The sequence below is a fragment of the Cupriavidus necator N-1 genome (genome assembly GCF_000219215.1).
In the GTDB taxonomy this organism is placed as follows: domain Bacteria; phylum Pseudomonadota; class Gammaproteobacteria; order Burkholderiales; family Burkholderiaceae; genus Cupriavidus; species Cupriavidus necator.
Window position 1 is genome coordinate 2564158 of sequence record NC_015723.1, and the last position, 20183, is coordinate 2584340.

The 20183-nt window shown below is 66.7% G+C and carries 18 protein-coding genes; 11 read left to right on the top strand and 7 right to left on the bottom strand.

The window, feature by feature from the left end:
• Nucleotides 1–385: 385 nt before the first annotated feature.
• A complete protein-coding gene (locus CNE_RS29660) occupies nucleotides 386–1075 on the top strand; it encodes an ArsR/SmtB family transcription factor (protein WP_013953993.1) in 690 nt (229 codons plus the stop codon).
• 26 nt (nucleotides 1076–1101) lie between these two features.
• Nucleotides 1102–1608 (top strand): DUF6630 family protein, encoded by a 507-nt coding sequence (locus CNE_RS29665; protein ID WP_013953994.1) that lies wholly within the window; start codon nucleotides 1102–1104, stop codon nucleotides 1606–1608.
• 29 nt (nucleotides 1609–1637) lie between these two features.
• On the opposite strand, the gene CNE_RS29670 is transcribed toward CNE_RS29665, so the two are convergent.
• Together CNE_RS29670 and CNE_RS29675 are read right to left on the bottom strand one after the other, a co-directional pair.
• A complete protein-coding gene (locus tag CNE_RS29670) occupies nucleotides 1638–2570 on the bottom strand; it encodes a LysR family transcriptional regulator (RefSeq protein WP_013953995.1) in 933 nt (310 codons plus the stop codon).
• A 146-nt stretch (nucleotides 2571–2716) separates the two neighbouring features.
• Nucleotides 2717–4393 (bottom strand): phospholipase D family protein, encoded by a 1677-nt coding sequence (locus CNE_RS29675; RefSeq protein ID WP_041228748.1) that lies wholly within the window; start codon nucleotides 4391–4393, stop codon nucleotides 2717–2719.
• A gap of 409 nt (nucleotides 4394–4802) precedes the next feature.
• On the opposite strand from CNE_RS29675, the gene CNE_RS29680 reads away from it, so the two are divergent.
• Together CNE_RS29680 and CNE_RS29685 are read left to right on the top strand one after the other, a co-directional pair.
• Nucleotides 4803–6338 (top strand): amino acid permease, encoded by a 1536-nt coding sequence (locus CNE_RS29680; RefSeq protein ID WP_013953997.1) that lies wholly within the window; start codon nucleotides 4803–4805, stop codon nucleotides 6336–6338.
• Nucleotides 6339–6408: 70 nt separating this feature from the next.
• Entirely contained in the window at nucleotides 6409–8085 is a 1677-nt protein-coding gene (locus tag CNE_RS29685; protein ID WP_013953998.1) for an amidohydrolase, read from the top strand.
• A 102-nt stretch (nucleotides 8086–8187) separates the two neighbouring features.
• Here the strand turns inward: CNE_RS29685 and CNE_RS29690 are convergent, their stop codons facing one another.
• Nucleotides 8188–8391, bottom strand: a complete 204-nt coding sequence (locus CNE_RS29690; RefSeq protein ID WP_013953999.1) for a type II toxin-antitoxin system RelB/DinJ family antitoxin — start codon at nucleotides 8389–8391, stop codon at nucleotides 8188–8190.
• A 255-nt stretch (nucleotides 8392–8646) separates the two neighbouring features.
• On the opposite strand from CNE_RS29690, the gene CNE_RS29695 reads away from it, so the two are divergent.
• From CNE_RS29695 to CNE_RS29725, 7 genes are all read left to right on the top strand, one after another.
• Nucleotides 8647–10809, top strand: coding sequence for a TonB-dependent siderophore receptor (locus CNE_RS29695; protein WP_013954000.1), 2163 nt, complete (start codon nucleotides 8647–8649; stop codon nucleotides 10807–10809).
• A gap of 278 nt (nucleotides 10810–11087) precedes the next feature.
• A complete protein-coding gene (locus CNE_RS29700) occupies nucleotides 11088–12611 on the top strand; it encodes an NCS1 family nucleobase:cation symporter-1 (protein ID WP_013954001.1) in 1524 nt (507 codons plus the stop codon).
• Between the two features lie 57 nt (nucleotides 12612–12668).
• On the top strand, nucleotides 12669–13403 hold the full coding sequence (locus CNE_RS29705; RefSeq protein ID WP_013954002.1) for an aspartate/glutamate racemase family protein: 735 nt from the start codon (nucleotides 12669–12671) through the stop codon (nucleotides 13401–13403).
• Between the two features lie 38 nt (nucleotides 13404–13441).
• A complete protein-coding gene (gene puuE / locus CNE_RS29710; RefSeq protein WP_041228951.1) occupies nucleotides 13442–14413 on the top strand; it encodes an allantoinase PuuE in 972 nt (323 codons plus the stop codon).
• 89 nt (nucleotides 14414–14502) lie between these two features.
• Nucleotides 14503–15321 carry a GntR family transcriptional regulator gene (locus CNE_RS29715; protein ID WP_013954004.1) on the top strand — a complete coding sequence of 273 codons (819 nt, stop codon included), beginning with the start codon at nucleotides 14503–14505 and terminating at the stop codon, nucleotides 15319–15321.
• Nucleotides 15322–15435: 114 nt separating this feature from the next.
• Entirely contained in the window at nucleotides 15436–15855 is a 420-nt protein-coding gene (locus CNE_RS29720; RefSeq protein ID WP_013954005.1) for a cupin domain-containing protein, read from the top strand.
• 68 nt (nucleotides 15856–15923) lie between these two features.
• Nucleotides 15924–16274 (top strand): hypothetical protein, encoded by a 351-nt coding sequence (locus tag CNE_RS29725; protein ID WP_013954006.1) that lies wholly within the window; start codon nucleotides 15924–15926, stop codon nucleotides 16272–16274.
• A 78-nt stretch (nucleotides 16275–16352) separates the two neighbouring features.
• Here CNE_RS29725 and CNE_RS29730 read toward each other — a convergent pair whose 3' ends face one another.
• The 4 genes from CNE_RS29730 to CNE_RS29745 all read right to left on the bottom strand — a co-directional run bounded on the left by CNE_RS29730 (nucleotide 16353) and on the right by CNE_RS29745 (nucleotide 20017).
• Nucleotides 16353–16733: a DUF427 domain-containing protein gene (locus CNE_RS29730; RefSeq protein ID WP_013954007.1), complete on the bottom strand. Its 381-nt coding sequence runs from the start codon at nucleotides 16731–16733 to the stop codon at nucleotides 16353–16355.
• 101 nt (nucleotides 16734–16834) lie between these two features.
• Entirely contained in the window at nucleotides 16835–17827 is a 993-nt protein-coding gene (locus tag CNE_RS29735) for a tripartite tricarboxylate transporter substrate binding protein (protein WP_013954008.1), read from the bottom strand.
• A gap of 76 nt (nucleotides 17828–17903) precedes the next feature.
• Complete coding sequence (locus CNE_RS29740) at nucleotides 17904–19061, bottom strand: CaiB/BaiF CoA transferase family protein (protein WP_013954009.1); 1158 nt, start codon at nucleotides 19059–19061, stop codon at nucleotides 17904–17906.
• A gap of 8 nt (nucleotides 19062–19069) precedes the next feature.
• The gene (locus CNE_RS29745) at nucleotides 19070–20017 is read right to left on the bottom strand and encodes a hydroxymethylglutaryl-CoA lyase (RefSeq protein WP_013954010.1); all 948 of its coding nucleotides are present in this window, start codon (nucleotides 20015–20017) and stop codon (nucleotides 19070–19072) included.
• Between the last annotated feature and the right edge of the window lie 166 nt (nucleotides 20018–20183).

The following is a 20183-nucleotide window of genomic DNA, read 5'->3' on the forward strand; positions in this document are numbered from 1 at the left end:
ACACAAGAAATCTGACAGGCTCGCCGCGAGGCGCTATAGCGATAGTTGTTTCCCCCTGACCAGATCCCCCGAGCCACCTTCGCTTCCACGTTTTTCGACTGCGCGTCACGACGCTGCAAGCCCCGCATTTATCAGCAGCTGTTGCAGATCACTATTCCGGCTAATGGCAGCCACTATTTCACCGAAGGCCGGCCATTCAATTGGCTCTCGTCGCATCCCTTATCTCCCCACTCCGGAGCCTCTTCGAAGTCTGGCTCGGCGGCGCAGAACAATCGTGTTAAGTCCAGACATGTCATGTCGCCAAGCCTGACTCAGCGAATGTCCGAGGTCAACGACCCGCCCATCTCCTATACTCCGCATGACACATTTCATCCGGAGCCAAACCATGGATTACACGCCCGGCATCAGCCACCTCGCCGGTCTGCTCGCCGATCCCGGCCGCGCGGCCATGCTGTGGGCCCTGATGGACGGCAGCGCCCGGCCCGCCGGCGAGCTGGCGCTGATCGCGGGGCTGTCGGCCTCTTCCACCAGCGGCCACCTGGCCCGGCTGACCGAAGGCGGGCTGCTGGTGGCCGAGACGCGCGGGCGCAACCGCTACTACCGCCTGGCCGCGCCGGAGATCGGCGTGGCGATCGAGGCGCTGGCTTCGGCGTCGCTGGCCAGCCAGCCGCCGCGGCTGCGCGACGTGCCGGTATCGCGCACCGCTCCACCGGCGCTGCGCCAGGCGCGTACGTGCTATGACCACCTTGCGGGAGAACTCGCGGTGGGCCTGTTCGAGCGGATGACGCATTCAGGCTGGCTGATGCTGGACGGACAGCGCGTAGACCTGAGCGGCGACGGCGCGCAGGCGCTGGCAGGGTTGGGCGTGGATGTGGAGGCCGCCCGGCGCAAGCGGCGCCAGTTTGCCTGCACCTGCCCGGACTGGAGTGAGCGCAAGCCGCATCTGGGCGGCGCGCTCGGCGCGGCGCTGTTGGGCAGCCTGCTGGCGCTCGGCTGGGTCGAGCCTACGCGCACCTCGCGCGCGTTGCGCGTGACACCGGCCGGCCAACGCGAGATCATGCGCATCGCGGCCTAGAAGACCGCAGCAACAGGAGAAAGTAGATGGCCACACCACTGGACGACGACACGCAGGACGCGATTGCGCGTTTCTTCGCCCTGATCAACCTTGGCGACAGCGCGCAGACCTCGGCGCAGCAGTCGATGTTTGAAGATGCCCTGCTCGATGCCGAGGACGATGACACCGATGGCCAGGAACTGCTGTGGGTGATCCGCGAGGTCATCGACTGGCAGTCCGGGTTCTTTGTCGACTGGAAGGATGCCCAGTCCTTTATCGGCTGCCTGAACCAGCTGTGCGAACGGATCGACCTGGAGATCAACTGGGGCAGCGATGACCCCGAGGAAGAAGCCTTCCTGGAGACCACCAGCGTGCCCGAACTGATGGAGCTGGCGCACAACCAGTTGCGCGTGGCCGGCTATACGCTGTGGAACTGGGATACGGGCGGCGATGCCTACGGCGGCTGGATCACGCGCAGCGAGGATGATGAGGAGATGCTGGATCTTGCCGAAGTGCTGCACTTTGATGTGCGGCCGGCCGAGCAGCCTTATTGACCGATGCCTGCGAGCGGAGGCCGCGGCAGCTAAGCGTTCTCCCTCCGCTTGCCGGCCGGGCGCCGCGCCTCCGGCACCCCCAGCGTCTGCTCCAGCACGTCCAGCAGCAGCCGCACGCTGGCCGGCATGAGCTTGCGCGCCGGCATCAGCACGTAGACCTTCAGCGGCGATGAGGCATAGCCCGGCAGCACGCGCACCAGTTGCCCCTGTCCGACCGCATCCTGCACGAAGCGCGGCGACAGCCGCGTCACGCCCAGCCCGTCGAGCGCCGCCTTGAGCCGCAGCTCGGCGTTATGGGTGCAGATGCGCGGCTCGACATCCAGGCGTGCAATCTCCACGCCGTCGCGCAGGAACTCCCAGTGCCGGTCGTCGGCGTTGCCCAGCGTCGGCCAGCCCTGCAGGTCCTGCGGCGTGCGCGGCAGCCCGCGCGCCTTGATCAGTGCCGGCGCGGCATAGAAAGCGCGTTCAATCAGCACCACGCGCTTGCTGGCGAACGAGGTGTCGTGCAGCGCGGTGTCGGTCATCACGAACGCAAGGTCGTAGCCGTGCCGGATCAGGTCGGGCTGGTCCCAGCTGACATCGACTTGCACGCGCAGGCCCGGGTGGGCGCGCAGCACGCGCGTCAGGCTTTCGGACAAATGCTGGGAGCCGACTTCATAAGGGGTGGAGATGCGCAGCAGGCCGCTGACTTCGGCGCTGTCCGAGGTGGCCTCGGCACTGATGTCATGGAGTTCGGCGAACAGCGGCGCCACGCGCTCATACAGGCGCTGGCCGCGTTCGGTCACGCGCACGCGGCGCGTGGTGCGCTCGAACAGGCGGATGCCAAGCTGGCTTTCCAGCCGCGCCACCGCGGCGCTGGCGGAAGATTTGGGTACCTCGGCCAGCTCGGCTCCCTGGGTGAAGCCGCCGCCTTCCACCACGCGGCAAAAAATCTCCCAGTCCTTCCATTCGATTGTCTTCATGCGGCGCCTCGTCATTGCGGTGCGCCGCGATTGTCCCACAGCGCGAACAATGGCGCTGTGGGCGGCGACCCTAAATCGAACAGGATCACCGAACGCACCAGCTTGCCGCGGCGCAGTTCGTCGAAGGCATTGTTGATGCGCGCCAGCTACAGTTCTTCCTTGATCGGGAGCACGCGCAGCACGCCGATGCCCAGATGCTGCAGCGGGCCCATGCCGGGTTCGCTGTCGTAGACCATGAGCTGCCCCTTCTCGCGCGTGGTCCAGGTCAGGCGCCGGTTGCCGCCGTCGCCATCGGTCTGCATCCCGACGCGGTAGGTCATGTCGAGCAGCGCGTTCTCGGTGGACTTGATCATGCGCTCGGCCAGCGCGGGGCTGTCCAGCACGATGCCCATCTCGGTATTGAGCTTGGCCGAGCGCGGGTCCATGTTGAGCGAGCCGATGAATACCAGGCGCCGGTCGACGATGTAGTTCTTGGCGTGCAGGCTGGCGCGGCTGGACGACAGCCAAGAGCGCGAGCGTGAACCGCGCGCGGCCTTGCCGCTGCTTGCCAGTTCGGCGTAGGCGCTGGGCTTGAGCTCGTACAGCTCTACGCCCGCGGCCACCAGGGCCAGCCGGTGCGGGGCGTAGCCGGCATGCACCGGGCTGACATCGGTGGCGGCAAACGAGTTGGTCAGGATGCGCACGCGGATGCCGCGCTTTGCCAGCGCGATAAGCCAGGCCTCGCCGTCGTCGTCCGGCACGAAGTACGGCGAGATCAGCAGCACTTCCTTCTGCGCGCCGTTGATCATTTTCTCGAGCCGGGCGGTGGCGTAGCCGGGATCGTCATCGGTCTGGTGCGTGATCTTGGCGGCCGAATCGGAGACCACGACTGCGTTGCCGCTGTAAGCAGGCATATGGCCGCTCTCGATGCTCTTGGCCAGGCCCGACTCCAGCAATTCCTTCACGTAGGGACTGGCGATAGCCTGGTCGCCGCGTGCCTCCAAACCTTTGCGCAGGCTGCGCATCTCAACCGGCGCTTCCTTGCCTGCCGGGATCAGCGCCACCACCGGATATGAGGACTGGTCGTTCCAGTATTCGTCGAACACGGCCGACACCTGCGGCACCGCCGGTCCGGCAATCAGCACATCGAGGTCGCTGAAGTCCATGTCGGTGCGCGCGGAGAAGTAGGCATCGCCGATATTGCGCCCTCCCACCAGCGACATCTGGTTGTCCACCGTCATCGACTTGTTGTGCATGCGCCGGTCCAGCCGCTTGAAGCCGGCCAGCATTTCCAGCCAGCGCACGCTGCGGTTGGCAAAGGGATTGAACAGGCGCACTTCGATATTGGGATGCGAATCGATGGCCGACAGGATCTGGTCCATGCCGCCGGTATGCAGGTCGTCGAGCAGCATGCGCACGCGCACGCCGCGGTCGGCCGCGTCGAGGATGTCGCCCAGCACGGCGGCGCCGGTGCCGGTGGTCTCGAAGATATAGGTCTGCAGGTCCAGGCTGCGCTGCGCCGCACGCGCCATCGCCAGCCGCGCAGCGAGCGCGTCGGGCCCGGACGACAGCGGATAGAACAGCGACTCGCCGGGGCGCTGCGCCAGGCGCGGCGCCAGCACCTTGCCCAGCGGGGTATCGGCGGTACTGGCCGGAGCGCTCGAGGGGGTGCGCTGCGCCGAGGCCGGCAGGCTGGCGCACCCTGCCAGCACCCCGGCCGCCAGCGCGGACACCAGCATCAGCGCCGTCATCCGGCGCAGGCCCCGGCAGCGGCTGGCGCCCGCATGCCCCGCGGCACTGAGTGGCCGGGCATCGAACGGGACATGGCAGAGCGTCTGGAACATCCGTGAGGTCCCCCTGCGGCGGGATGGGATGGGGCTGGCTCCGCGCACCGGCCGGCATGCAGCGCCTGCTACTTCGCACGATATACCGTGCGCCGTGGCCGCAACAGCGGTGCCATTCCTGTTCCACGCCGGGTGTTTGTCCTACACCTCATGGACAAACAAGGCGCCACGCGGCGAATGCCGCACATATGACGGCGCACGGCCCGCGCAGCGGCTTTCCCTGCACAGCGATTTCTCTTATGATGCCGCCCAATATACCGGCCGGTAGAACCGGGAGGTGGCACTGGCGGCGGGCCGCCGGGACCCATGCGGCTGGCGCTTTGGCGCAGCTTGCCGCCTCTTGGCGATGCCGGCATAGTTGCGCCCCCTTCGCGCCTTTAGTCCTGACGCGCGCCCAGACCGGATCCTGATGTCAAGCCAACCTTCCCAGCCCATCTCTTCCGGCGCCCCCGCGCCGACGCTGCGCCGCACCCTGCGGGCACGCCATCTCACCATGATCGCCATCGGCGGCTCGATCGGCACGGGGCTGTTCGTGGCCTCGGGTGCCACCATCGCGCAGGCCGGCCCCGGCGGCGCGCTGGCCGCCTATATCCTGATCGGAGCGATGGTCTATTTCCTGATGACCAGCCTTGGCGAGCTGGCGGCCTACATGCCGGTGTCGGGCTCGTTCGCCACCTATGGCGCGCGCTATGTCGATGAAGGCTTCGGCTTCGCGCTCGGCTGGAACTACTGGTACAACTGGGCGGTGACCATCGCGGTGGAGCTGGCCGCGGCCCAGCTGGTGATGCAGTACTGGTTCCCCGACACGCCCGGCGTGCTGTGGAGCGCGCTCTTCCTGGGCCTGATGTTCCTGCTCAACGCGATCTCGGTGCGCGGCTTCGGCGAGGCCGAGTACTGGTGCGCGCTGGTCAAGGTGGTGACAGTGATCGCCTTTATCGGCATCGGCACGCTGATGATCTTCGGCATCCTGCGCGGCGATGTATCGGCCACGCACGGGCTGGCCAACCTGACCATCGGGGATGCGCCCTTTGTCGGCGGCCTGCCGGCGCTGATCGGCGTGGCCATGATCGCCGGCTTCTCGTTCCAGGGCACCGAGCTGATCGGTGTCGCCGCCGGCGAATCGGCCGATCCCGCCACAAACATCCCGCGCGCGGTGCGCCAGGTGTTCTGGCGCATCCTGCTGTTCTATGTGCTGGCGATCCTGATCATCGGCATCCTGATCCCCTACACCGACCCGAACCTGCTCAAGAACGACGTGCAGACCGTGGGCGTAAGCCCGTTCACGCTGGTGTTCCGCCATGCGGGCCTGGCCTTTGCGGCAGGCGTGATGAACGCGGTGATCCTGACCGCGGTGCTGTCGGCCGGTAACTCGGGCATGTATGCCTCCACCCGCATGCTGTACAACCTGGCCACCGAAGGCCGCGCGCCGCGCATTTTTGCGCAGCTGACGCGCAACGGGGTGCCGCTGATGGCGCTGCTGGCCACCACCGCGGTGGGCGCGCTGTGCTTCCTCACCTCGCTGTTCGAAAGCCGGTCGGTCTACCTGTGGCTGCTGAACCTGTCCGGCATGACCGGATTTATCGCCTGGCTGGGCATTGCGGTCAGCCATTACCGCTTCCGCAAGGGCTTTGTCGCGCAGGGGCTTGACCTGGACCGGCTGCCTTACCGCTCGCCGTTCTTCCCCTACGGGCCGGTCTTCGCATTTGCGCTGTGCCTGATCGTCACGTTGGGCCAGAACTACCAGGCCTTCACCAGCGGCAAGATCGACTGGGTCAGCGTGGCCGCCACCTATATCGGCATCCCGATCTTCCTCCTGATCTGGCTGGGCTACCGCATTGCGCGCAAGACGCGCTTCGTGTCCTATGCCGAGATGCATTTCCCCGCCCTGCCGGCCAGACGCGATGCCGCCCCGGCGCGCGCCGCCGTACCGGCAACCGGTGAATAAGCGCCATTCCCGGGCGCTCACAAGCAGCAGTACATAAAAGCAAGAAAGCACAACAACAAGGAGCATCGCTTTGAAGAGAGCAATCCGCATGAGCATGCTGGCGCTTGGCGCCGGCATGGCACTGAGCCTGTCCGCGCATGCCGCGCCGACACTGGTGGAATCGGTGCAGGGCTACACCCTGAAGCAGGACAAGATCACCAGCTTCACCGGCCTGGTGTTCGACCAGGGCAAGGTGCTGGCCACCGGCGACGCCGCCGCGCTGCGCGCGCAGTACCCCGATGCCAGACGCATCGACGGCCAGGGCAAGACCCTGCTGCCGGGCCTGATCGACGCCCACGGCCATGTGTTCCGCCTGGGCTTCAAGACCACCGAGATCTCGCTGTCCGGCACCAGGACCCTGGCCGAGGCGCAAGGCATGATCCGCGCCTACGGCGACAAGAACCCGCAGCGCAAGTGGCTGCTGGGCTATGGCTGGAACCAGGTGAACTGGAAGCTGGGCCGCTTCCCGACAGCGGCCGAGCTGGACGCGGCGGTGTCGGACCGCCCGGTGCGGCTGGTGCGCGTGGACGGCCACGCCGCGTGGCTCAACACCAAGGCGCTGCAGGCCGCCGGCATCACCCGCGACACCAGGGACCCGGCCGGCGGGCGAATCGAGCGCGACGCCGACGGCAACCCCACCGGCGTGCTGGTCGACAAGGCCATGGCGCTGGTCAACAGCGTGATCCCGCCGTACAGCGACGACGACCGCCGCGCCGCACTGGCCGCCTCGCTGGCGCACATGAACGCGCTCGGCCTGACCGCCGTGGGCGACGCCGGCGTGACCGTTGCCGAAGACAAGATCTACCGCGAGTTCGCCGACCAGGGCAAGCTGACCACGCGCATCTATGGCATGATCCGCGACACCGGCGACGACTTCAAGGCGCTTTCGGCCAAGGGGCCGCTGGTGGGCTATGGCAACGACCGCTACTACCTGCGCGCGGTCAAGCTGTACGGCGACGGCGCCCTGGGCAGCCGCGGCGCCGCGCTGATGGCGCCGTATTCGGACGACCACGTGCACAGCGGCCTGCTCTTCATGAGCGACGCAGCCATGCAGGCCGCCGTCAAGACCGCGATCAAGTCCGGCTACCAGGTCAATATCCACGCCATCGGCGATGCCACCAACCACCAGGTGCTGGATGCCATGGAAGCGGCCTACAAGGATGTGGGCGGGCGCCAGTTGCGCAACCGCGTCGAGCACGCGCAGGTGATCGCGCTGCCGGACATCCCGCGCTTCAAGACGCTGGACCTGATCGCCTCGATGCAGCCCACGCACGCCACCAGCGACATGAACATGGCCGAGGACCGCGTCGGCAAGGACCGCATCAAGGGCGCTTATGCCTGGCAGACGCTGCTCAAGCAAGGCACCGTGATCGCGGGCGGCTCGGACTTCCCGGTGGAATCGGCCAACCCGTTCTACGGCCTGCACGCCGCGGTGACCCGCACCGACCATGAGGGCCGCCCGATCCGCGGCTGGCATCCGGAAGAGGCCATGACCCTGCCGCAGGCATTCCGCGCCTTCACTCTGGATGCGGCCTATGCCGAGCACCAGGAGAAGACGCTGGGCTCGCTCGAAGCCGGCAAGTGGGCCGACTTCATCCTGGTCGACCAGGATCTGTTCAATGCCAAGCCTGCCGACATCTGGAAGACCCAAGTGCTGGAGACCTGGGTGGCGGGTGAGCGGGTGTACGTGAAGGACGGCAAGCGCTGAGCGTTTCCCAGACATCCCGCGCGCACGCGGCGAATTTCACCAGCTAGCCATGGCTAGCACTCCTCTCTCCCGCACGCGGGAGAGAGGAGCTAACTGACCGCATCAGTCGCCTGCACGACAGAGATCGGCCCTTAGATCGTCCAGCGACTCGAACCTGCGCAACCCGCCGGCCCGTGCTTCCCTCAGCGCACCAATAGTCGCCGCATTTGGCGTCATCAACGCCAAAGGAAGTGCCTTGTCTGTCGCTATGCGCTTCAGCAGCATGCGCACTGCATCGGACACCGGCAGGCCCATTGCTTCCAGCACGGCAGAAGCCTCTTCCTTGGTTCGCAGGTCAATCGGACACGAATGTTCGACATGGCCATGGCAGGCTCCAGCAATCGATAGGGGAGCAGGGAGGCTAGCGCGAACCGGCTACGCCAGCCACCGTTGCTTTCATCGCAACACCCCCTCCCACACCTTGACCACCGCAACGAGCGTAGGCATCATTCGGCTTTTCGCAAATGCGAATAAGTCGCATTTGTATTTACATACAGACCCGCCTGCCTCCTGTTGTCCCTCATGAGCCGCCAAGTCATTCGCGCCGCGCGCCTGCGCGCACCCAAACCCTGCCACCTCGCCGCGCTGGCACAACTGGCCGTCCTGGCCGGCTTTCCGGCAACCGCCGCGCTGGCACAGCAAGCCGCGGCGCCAGCGGATGCGCAATCACTACCTGCAGTGACCGTCAGCGCCTCGGCGGTCGACGATTTCGGCCTGCAGCTTGAGAAAAAGGCCAGCACCGGCGCGCTGGGCTCGCGCACGCAGCTCGACACCCCGTACTCCACCACCATCGTCACCGGCGAAGACCTGGCCGACCGCCAGGTGGCCAAGCTGGGCGATGTGTTTGCGATGGATGCGTCGGTCAGCGACAACGGCAATGGCTACAACAGCTGGTCCAGCTACCTGAGCGTGCGCGGCCTGCAGATCGACTGGCAGAACGGCTTCAAGATCAACGGGCTGCCGTTCGTGGCCTACGGCATCACGCTGCCCTACGAGCACATGGAGCAGGTGGAACTGCTCAAGGGGCTGCCGGGCTTCATGTACGGCTTTGCCACCCCGGGCGGCATCGTCAACTACGTCACCAAGAAGCCGACCGACACCTTCACCGCCTCGTTCGAACTGGGCTACCGCGCCGCCAATGTCTGGAGCGAGCACGTCGACCTGGGCGGGCGCGCCGGCCCGAGCAATATGTTCGGCTACCGCCTGAACGTGACGCACGAGGAAGGCACGCCCTACAACGCGCGCAATATCCAGCGCGACAGCGTCTCGCTGGGCCTGGATGCGCGCCTGACCAGGGACCTGACGTGGACCTTCGACTCGATCTACCAGGACCGCCGCGCCACTGGCCAGATGCCGTCGTTCAGCCTGTGGAGCTACGGCGACACGGCCCTGCCGGCCGCGGTGTCCGGCCGCATCCGCAACTTCGCCGGTGCCGACCAGCACCTGAACACCAACCTGCAGCTGTACAGCACCGGCCTGCGCTACCAGCTCAATCCGGACTGGGCGGTCAGCACCAAGTACAGCTTCACCAAGGTCAACCGCAGCCGCAACGAAAGCACCTACAACCTGCTGAACCAGGCCGGCGACTACAACGACCAGCGCTACGACACCGCGCAGAACCAGCAGGTGGGGCAATGGCAGGCGATGCTGGAAGGCAAGTTCCGCACCGGGCCGTTCGGGCACCAGTTGGTAGCGGGCCTGTCGTGGCAGAAGCAGATCGACCGCTATGACAACAACGGCTTCGGCGCCGTCATCGGCACCGGCAACATCTTCGAGCCCAATACCAACACGTACTACAGCTCGACCGCCTTCAACAAGGTGCGCAACAGCGACATTACGCAGAAGTCGGTGTTCGCCAGCGACACCGTGCAGCTGAGCGAGCGCTGGTCGGTGCTGGCCGGCCTGCGCGTGACCAACTTCGAGCAGAACGGCTACGTGCCGGTGACCTCCAGCTACAGCAAGAACGGCGTGGTCACGCCCACGCTGGCGCTGATGTTCAAGCCGGTGCCCACGGCCACGGTCTACGCCAGCTACGTGGAAGCGCTGGAGCCCGGCTCGATCGTGCCGGATGGCTACACCAATGCACGCCAGTTGCTCAGCCCGATCCGCAGCAAGCAGTATGAAATCGGCGTCAAGGCCGACCAGGCCGCCTGGAGCGCCACCGCCGCCGCCTTCCGCATCGAGCGCGGCGCCGAGTACGACAACATCAACGGCGGCGTGCCGACGCGCCAGCAGGACGGCACCTCGATCTACCAGGGGCTGGAGCTGGCTGGCGTGTACCGGCTGGGCTCGCAGTGGGAATTCGGCGCGAGCGCGATGTACCTGGACTCGTACTACGACAAGGGCATGGCCAACAACGGCAAGCGCGTCGCCGGTGCGCCTGACCTGGTGCTGGCCGGACGCATCAGCTACCGCGTGCCGTTCGTACCGGGCCTGCGCCTTGGTGTCGATGGCAAGTACACCGGCAATACCAAGCTGAACGCGGGCAATACGCTGGAGGCCGGCGGCTACACGGTGTTCAATCTCGGCGCGAGCTACAACACCCGCGTCGCCGGCAAGGACCTGACGCTGCGCGCCGCGCTGAACAACGTGACCAACAAGCGCTACTGGGGCTTCCAGTATGAGAACTACATCCAGCCGGCCGATCCGCGCAGCGTGAGCCTGACGGCCAGGATTGCGTATTGAGGTTCACCCGAACGCAACGATGCCTCGCAGAACCCCGCTCTCCGGAGCGGGGTTCTTTTTTGGTCCAGCGAAAACTGGCTTCCCGCCCCCGGGGCGACTTCAGGGAAATCGAATGTTGACAATCACCAATCCGTGATCTACAACATCGTCTACACACTTAATACCTTTTGTAGACAATTTAGTAGACAGCAGAAACCAGCTTCCCATCGGCGCACACCAAAGAGCCCAACGGCCGCACGTCGCCTATCGTCAAGACACACATCTGCCAGGAGACTCAGATGATGCAAACGACCGCAACGACCGCAGACGCACCGCAGGTGCAGGCGGGGGGTGCCGCACACGGCAACGCCCTGATCAAGCCGAGCTATGACGAACGCCTTACCAACGAGGACCTGGCGCCGCTGCGCAAGCAGACCTGGGGCACCTACAACATCTTTGCCTTCTGGATGTCGGACGTGCACAGCGTGGGCGGCTACATCACCGCCGGCAGCCTGTTCGCGCTGGGGCTGACCAGTTGGCAGGTGCTGGTGTCGCTGCTGGTCGGCATCCTGATCGTGCAGTTCTTCTGCAACCTGGTGGCCAAGCCCAGCCAGGTGACCGGCACGCCCTATCCGGTGATCTGCCGGGCCTCGTTCGGCGTGCTCGGCGCCAATATCCCGGCGGTGATCCGCGGGCTGATCGCAGTGGCGTGGTACGGCATCCAGACCTACCTGGCTTCCAGCGCCTTCCTGGTGCTGGCGCTGCACTTCTTCCCCGCGCTGGCGCCGTATGCCGACGTGAAGCTGCACGGCTTTGCCGGGCTCTCCACGCTGGGCTGGGCCGCATTCATGGTGCTGTGGGTGCTGCAAGCGCTGGTGTTCTGGACCGGCATGGAGACCATCCGCAAGTTCATCGACTGGGCTGGCCCGGCGGTGTATGTGGTGATGATCGCGCTGGCGATCTGGCTGGTGAACAAGGCCGGCTGGGAGAACGTCAATTTCACGCTGAGCTTTGTCAAGTACACCGGCTGGGAAGCGGTGCCGGTAATGCTGAGCGCGATTGCGCTGGTGGTGTCGTATTTCTCCGGCCCGATGCTGAACTTCGGCGACTTCTCGCGCTATGCCAAAGACTTCGAGTCGGTCAAGCGTGGCAACTTCTGGGGCCTGCCGGTCAACTTCCTGGGTTTCTCGCTGCTGACCGTGATCACGACCTCGGCCACGCTACCGGTGTTCGGCAAGCTGATCACCGACCCGGTGGAAACCGTCAGCCATATCGACAGCACCTTCGCCATGCTGCTGGGCGCGTTCACCTTCATGACCGCCACCATCGGCATCAATATCGTCGCCAACTTTGTTTCGCCGGCATTCGACTTCTCCAACGTCTCGCCCAAGCACATCAGCTGGCGCACCGGCGGCATGATCGCGGCCGTGGCTTCGATCTTCATCACGCCGTGGAACCTGTACAACAACCCGGCGGTGATCCACTACACGCTGGACGTGCTGGGCGCCTTCATCGGGCCGCTGTTCGGCATCCTGATTGCCGACTACTACCTGGTGCGCCGCCAGCATATCGACGTCGACGACCTGTACACGCTGAACCCGCGCGGCCGCTACTGGTACCGCAACGGCTTCAACCCGGCGGCGGTGACCACCATGATCCCGGCGGCCATCATCCCGATCCTGTGCGTGGTGGTGCCGGCGTGGCAGCCCGCGGCCAACTACAGCTGGTTTATCGGCATGGGCATCGCGCTGGTGCTGTACCGGCAACTGGCGCTGCGCATGATGCCCGGCCACTTCGGCAGCCGCGCCGCCAGCCAGGCCTGATCCCCGAACCATTCTTTCGACTGCACGATTTCGACCGCACCTAGCAAAGCCGCGCCCATGAAGCTGAAGATCATCAACCCCAATACCACCCAGAGCATGACCGACAAGATCAGGCAGTGCGCCGTCGCCGTGGCGGCACCGGGCACGCGCATCAGCGCGGTCAGCCCGCGCATGGGACCGGCTTCCATCGAAAGCCACTATGACGAGGCGCTGTCCGTGCCCGGCATCCTCGACGAGATCCTGGCCGGCGAGCAGGAAGGCGTGGACGGCTACGTCATTGCCTGCTTCGGTGACCCCGGCCTGTACGCGGCGCGCGAGGTGGCGCGCGGGCCGGTGATCGGCATTGCCGAGGCCGCCATGCATATGGCCAGCGTGGTCGGCAGCAGCTTCAGCGTGGTGACCACGCTTGCGCGCACCTGCAATATCGCCTGGCACCTGGCCGAGCGCTACGGCATGAAGCGCTTCTGCAACAACGTGCGCGCCTGCGACCTGGCGGTGCTGGAACTGGAGCGCCCGGGCTCGGACGCGCGCCGCATCATCACCGAGGCCTGCCGCCAGGCGCTGGTTGAAGACCGCAGCGAATGCATCGTGCTGGGCTGCGCCGGCATGACCGACTTGTGCGACGAGATCGCCGACGCCATCGGCGCGCCGGTGATCGACGGCGTGGTGTGCGCGGTCAAGATGGCCGAGGCGCTGGTCTCGGTGCGACTGGGCACCAGCAAGCGCGGCGACTGGGCGCGGCCGCTGCCCAAGGCGTATGCGGGCATGCTGGCCCCTTATGCGTTGAACTGAACCGTATGACTTCCCGATCCATTTCCGACTCCACCGCCATGCTCCAGTCCCGCTATCCACGCGATCTCATCGGTTACGGCGCCCGGCCGCCGCACGCCCGCTGGCCGGGCGGCGCGCGCGTTGCGGTGCAGTTCGTCCTCAACTACGAAGAAGGCGGCGAAAACTGCGTGCTGCACGGCGACGCCGCCTCCGAGCAGTTCCTCTCCGAGATCGTCGGCGCCGCGGCCTACCCCGACCGCCACATGAGCATGGAGGGCATCTACGAATACGGCTCGCGTGCCGGCGTCTGGCGCCTGCTGCGCGAGTTCGAGAAGCGTGGCCTGCCGCTGACCATCTTCGGCGTGTCGATGGCGCTGCAGCGCCATCCTGAACTGACCCGCGCCTTTGTCGAACTGGGCCATGAGATCGCCTGCCACGGCTGGCGCTGGATCCACTACCAGGGCATCGACGAAGCCACCGAGCGCGAGCACATGCGCATCGGCATGCAGATCATCAAGGACCTGACCGGCGAGTTGCCGCTGGGCTGGTACACCGGCCGCGACAGCCCCAACACGCGCCGCCTGGTGGTGGAGCACGGCGGCCTCCTGTACGACTCGGACTACTACGGCGACGACCTGCCCTTCTGGACCGAAGTCGAAGTCACCGGCGGTAAGAAGAAGCCGCACCTGGTGGTGCCGTACACGCTCGACTCCAACGACATGCGCTTTGCCACGCCGCAGGGCTTCAATACCGGCGAACAATTCTTCCAGTACCTGAAGGACGCGTTCGACGTGCTGTACGACGAAGGCGACCCGAGCGGACAGGACAGCCCCAAGATGCTGTCGGTCGGCATGCACTGCCGCCTGCTCGGCCGCCCGGGCCGCTTCCGCGCCCTGCAGCGCTTCCTCGACTATGTGCAGGGACACGACAAGGTGTGGATCTGCCGCCGTGTCGACATCGCCCGGCATTGGGCGCAGGTGCACCCGTTCGCAGCCGCGGGCACGATGCGCGAGGAAGTTGCCCCGGCCTGACAAATGGCGCCCGTGTCGCCATATTTGTGTACGATATAGCCGTCTTTCGTCGCCATTTCCGGCGACAGGCTGAATGTCCGTCCCCTGATATGGCAACCACATCGAAGAAGGCGGCGCCCGGCACCGCAGCAAAAACGCCGCGCCGGCCCGCGTCCAAGGCAACACTGAAAACGGCACCCAAGGCCACCGCCAATGCCGCGCCGGAGGAAAGTGCCGGCCCGGAGGCCGCCACCAGCGAGGCTTCCGCCACCGAGGCGATCTACCTGAGCCTGCTGACCGCGATCATGGAGCACCGCCTGCTGGCCGGCACCAAGCTGGTCGAGGAACGGCTGTGCGAAGTGACCGGCGCCAGCCGGGCGCGTATCCGCCAGGTCTTCGCGCGCCTGGCGCATGAGAAGCTGGTCACGCTGGTACCCAACCGCGGCGCCTTTGTCTCCAGCCCCACGGTGGACGAGGCGCGCGAGGTGTTCCAGGCACGCCGCGTGGTCGAGCCCGCGCTGGCAGCCGAACTGGCCCAGCGTGCCACGCCGGCCAAGGTCCGCAGCCTGCGCCGCCACGCGATGGAAGAAGACAACGCGCGCGCACGCGGCGACCGCGCCGCGATGATCCGCCTGTCAGGCGAATTCCATATCCTGCTGGCCGAGATGGCCGGCAATGCCATCCTCGAAAAGCTGATCCGCGAGATGGTGTCGCTGACCTGCCTCATCATCACGCTGTACGACCGCCCCGGCGCGCCGGCCTGCGCCGAGCATGAGCACCGCCAGCTGATCGACGCCATCGAGCAGCGCGACGCCGCGCGCGCCAGCGCGTTGATGGCGGAACACCTGGAACACATCGAGGGTTCGCTCGACCTGAGCGTGCCCGACAGCGGCGCGCCGGACTTCTACAGCATCTTCAGCAAGGGTTGACGCACGGTGCGGGGCACCAGCGCGCGCCCCGTGACCGGCATTGCACTCCGCGCCCGGCAGCCTAGACTGGCTGCATAACAATGCCGCGCGCAACGCGCCGCAGGGAGGTCCGCCATGGCTGTCACTGCCGAACCCGTCACAACCGCCCGTCCACCGCTGGCCTTCGAACGGCTTTTCGCGGATGCCGACGGCGAATCCCACTTTGGCCCCCTTTCCGTTGCCATCACCGAGCGCCTGTTCGCACCGCCCGCGCGCGCCTTCTGGGTGTCGCCGCTGGACGAGGCCGCGCGCCAGGGCTTCCTGCTGGTGCCGGCCGGCTGGGTGGGCGCACTGCACCCGTCGCCGCTGCGCATGTGGATCTTCGTGTTGGCGGGGGCAATGGAGTTCGAAGCCAGCGATGGAGAGCTGCGGCCGCTGTCGGCGGGCAGTGCCCTGCTGCTGGAAGACACCACGGGCAAAGGGCATGTCAGCAGGGTCATCGGTACTGCCGATGCCACGTTGGCCGTGGTGCAGTTGCCGGAGAACCGAAGCTGAGCCCGCGGCGTACCGGCAGGGCTGTCGGCTCGGACTGCGGCCGCGCAAAACTATCATGGAGGCGCCAGATGAATGCCCCCGAGCCAGCGGCTGCGCCCAAGCCCGCGCCGCAACTGGTGCCCAACGGCTACCGCCAGGGCATCATTACCGCGATCACAGTGCTGCTCGGCTTCTCGCTGGCGTTCTGGCGATTCTGGGGCTTCGAGAGTCCCGGCCACTGGAACCTGCGCGCGCTGTTCGCCGCGGTATCGCTGCTGGCCGCGGTGTCGCTGCAGATCGTGGCGCTCTACCGCGCGCTGCGCATCGAGGACGATGCAGTGGATGAGTACCGCAAGACCGTGCGATGGTTCATCGCGTCGGCGGTTGCGCTACTGGTCGGGCTGGCCGTGGCCATGATCGACGCGGCACTCGGCCCCTAGGGCGCTGACTATGTCCAGCACATGGGGCGTGCCGAATCCGCAGATGGCTATTGCCACCATGCCAGGCGGCGCGCGCGCTCAGGCGCCGAGGATCTCGATGCTGTCGACGCGGTCGGGGTAGAAGGCCAGGTGCGAGGCGATCGCCGCCACCGCGGGGTAAGGCGTCTCGTAGCTCCACACCGCATTGCGCGCGCGCTCGCCGCCGGCGGGGATGGAGAAATAGCTGCAATCGCCCTTGTATGGGCAGTACGTCGTGTGCGCGGTACGCTCCAGCTGCGTCATGTCGACATGCTCGCGCGGGATGTACTGCACCGGTGGGTAGGTCGCCTCTTGCAGGGTCAGCGCCGCGTCGCTGTCTGCAATGGCAATGCCCGCCACCCTGACCACCACCCTGCCGGCAGTCGGCGTGATGGTGATCGGGTGGTCGGGGCCGGGGATCCTGACTGGCTTGTCGGTCATGGCGCGTCCTCCTGCAGGGCATCGTCACGGGGGCGATGCTGCATTCTAGGCGTTCGCCGCGCGGCCTGCAGGCCGTGCCCGATGGTTCAGCCCAGCCGCCGCTATTCGACCTTGACGTTGGCCTTCTTCACCAGGGCGGCGTAGCGCGTGGCCTCGCTGCGGAAGAAACTGGCGGCCGCCTCGGGTGTGCCGGGCTCGATCACGGTGGCCTGCTTCTTCATGGCTTCCAGCACTTCGGGCGAGGTGAAGGCCCTGGCAAATGCGTCATGCACGCGCTTGACCTCTGCCGGGGGCATGCCGGCGGGGCCGACCACGGCAAACCAGCCGGCGACGTTGTAGCGGGGCAAGCCTTGTTCGGCGATGGTGGGGATGTCCGGCGCGGCGGCCGAGCGCTTGTCGCCGCACACGCCGATCGCACGCAGCGTGCCGGCCTTCAGGTGCGGCGCCACTGCGTTGAGCGCGACCACGCCCAGCTCCACCTGTCCGGCGATCAGGTCGTTCATCATCGGCCCGGTGCCCTTGTACGGCACATGGCGCGCACTCACGCCGGCCTCGTCCAGGAACATCTCCCCGGCCAGGTGGATGATGGTGCCATTGCCGGACGACCCGTAGTTGTAGCCGTCGGGCTTGGCCTTGAGCAGCGCCACCAGTTCCTTCACGTTCCTTGCCGGCACCTTGGGATTCACGACAAGCACCAGCGGCGTGGTGCCGATCACGCTTATCGGGGTGATGTCCTTGATGGCATCGAACGGCATCGTGCGGAACACGCTCGGGTTGATGACATGGTTGTTCGAGACCAGCCCGAGCGTGCTGCCGTCCGGCTGCGCCTTGACCACGGCCGCGGCCCCGGTGATGCCGCCGGCGCCGGGCAGGTTCTCGATCACCACCGGCTGGCCAAAGGCCTTGCCCAGGGCCGGACCGGCCGCGCGCGCGATGGTGTCCACGCCGGAGCCGGCGCTGATCGGCAGGATCAGGCGCACCGCCTTGCCGGTGCTGCCCTGCGCGAGCGCGCCGATGCCGGGCGCGGCCAGCGCGGCGGCCATGGTGGCGGCCAGCGCCAGCCCTGACTTGAGAAGGATGCGACGGGGGTCCATGGGGTTGTCTCCGTATCGTTATCGTAGGATCTTTGCGGGCTGCCGCTGTGCCGCGGCATGCCCGTCGTGGTACCGGTCAGCCGTTGCGGCCCTGGCCGAGCTGCGACAGGATCTCTTCGTTGTGCTCGCCGGCCCTGGGCAGCGGCCGCCGCACGCCCGGGCGGCGCCCGCCCATCAGCAGCGGCAGCAGCACCGTGGGCGTGGTCGAGCCATCGTCGGCCTGCATCGGCACCAGCCCGCCGCTGGCAAGCAGGTGCGGATCGTCGAGCAACTGGTCCGGGCGCACGATCGGCGCATACGGGATGCCGGCGGCTTCGAGCTTGGGCGCCAGTTCTGCGCTGCGGTGGTGGCGCAGGATTGCGCCCAGCTCATCGAGCAGTTGCGGACGCACCGCCACGCGCGAGGCATTGCTGACGTACTCGGGCTTGTCGAGAAGCTCCGGGTGCTCCAGCACCTGGCACAACGTCACGAACTGCTTGTCGCTGACGGCGCCGATAAACAGCTGCTCGTCGCCGGCCAGCGTGAAGACGTCATACACGCTCCACGCCGACACGCGCGACGGCATCGGCGGCGGCGCCTCGCCGGTCATTGCAAACTGCTGCATATGCTGCGAGGCGAGGAACACGCAGTTCTCGAACAGCGCGCTCTGGATCTCCTGGCCGCGCCCGGTGCGGTCGCGCTCGCGCAGCGCGGCCAGCACGCCGATGGCGCCGAACATGCCGCCCATGATGTCGTTGACCGAGGTGCCCGCGCGCAGCGGACGCCCGCTTGGGCCGGTCATGTAGGACAGGCCGCCCATCATCTGCACCACCTCGTCCAGCGCCAGCCGGTTCTCGTACGGGCCGGGCAGGAAGCCCTTGTGCGAGACGTAGATCAGGTGCGGGTAGTCGCGCGACAGCGTGGCGTAGTCCAGCCCCAGCTTCTGCATCAGGCCGGGCCGGAAGTTCTCCAGCAGCACGTCGCTCTGGCCCGCCAGCTCGGCCGCGGCGGCGCGCCCTTCCTCGGTGGTGATGTCCAGCACCACGCTCTTCTTGTTGCGGTTGAAGGCGCGGAAGAAGCCGATGCCCAGGCCCGGCAGGTTGCGCGTCTTGTCGCCGCCGGGCGGCTCTACCTTGATCACTTCGGCGCCCAGGTCGGCCAGGATCATGCCGCAGGTGGGGCCCATCACCATATGCGTGAATTCGACCACGCGGATGCCGGCCAGCGGCAGGGAGTTTCTGTTGTCTTGGGTCATCTTGCGTCTCAGGCAGCGGCGCCAGCGTGCTGGGCCGGGAAGGTCTTGGGCAGGCCGGCGCGCCACAGCGTGCCGTGCAGGGTTTCGTCCTTGAGCCAGCCAGCCACGTCTTCACGCAGCGCCAGCAGGCGGCCGATATCGATGCCGGTGTCGATGCCCATGCTGCCGAGCATGTAGGCCAGGTCTTCGGTCGTGACATTGCCGCTGGCGCCGGGCGCGTGCGGGCAGCCGCCGATGCCGGCCAGGCAAGCGTCAAAGCGGCTCACGCCGGTTTCCAGCGCCGCGTGGACGTTGGCCAGGCCAAGCCCGCGGGTATCGTGGAAATGGCCGCACCAGAAGCGATCGCCGGCGATATCGACGGCGCGCGCAAACAGCTCGCGCACCATGCGCGGGTCGGCATAGCCGACGGTATCGGCCAGGCTGACGCGGTCGGCGCCGGCATCGAGCAGCGCCTGCATCAGGCGCAGCACTTCATCGGGATCGACATGGCCCTGCAGCGTGCAGCCGAACGCGGTGCCGACACCGCCCTCAATCAGCGTCTTCGCGCCGCTGGCATCGCGCGCGGCGCGGATGCGGGCGACTTCCGCCACCACCTCGTCCGGCGTCTTGCGCAGGTTGGCCAGGCTGTGCGCATGGCTGGCCGACAGCGGCACGAGCATCAGGTCCGCACCGCTGGCCAGCGCATCCTGCGCGCCGCGCAGGTTGGGCACCAGCACTGAGACGAACAGGCCCGGCAGCGTGCGCGCGAACGCGACCAGCTGCGCGGTATCGGCCAGTTGCGGCAGCAGGTGCGCGGGCACGAACGAGCCGACTTCCAGCTCACGCAGGCCGGCCGCGTAGGCGCCGCGAATCCACGCTTCCTTGCTGGCCGTGGGCAGGATGGTGCGGATGCTCTGCAGGCCATCGCGCAATCCGACTTCGCGGATAACGGCGTGGCGGGGAAAGGGAACAGACATGATTCAGGGGCTTCCGGTTTGCGCCCCGCGGTGGGGGCGACGGAAGAACTCTATGAGTTTCTGCCAAAGAGCTGAAGCGGTGATTTATGCACGACAACATTCCGAACCGGAATGTCTGCCTGGCGCCGCACAGCGACATCCAGGAATTCCCGGATGCATGATTACC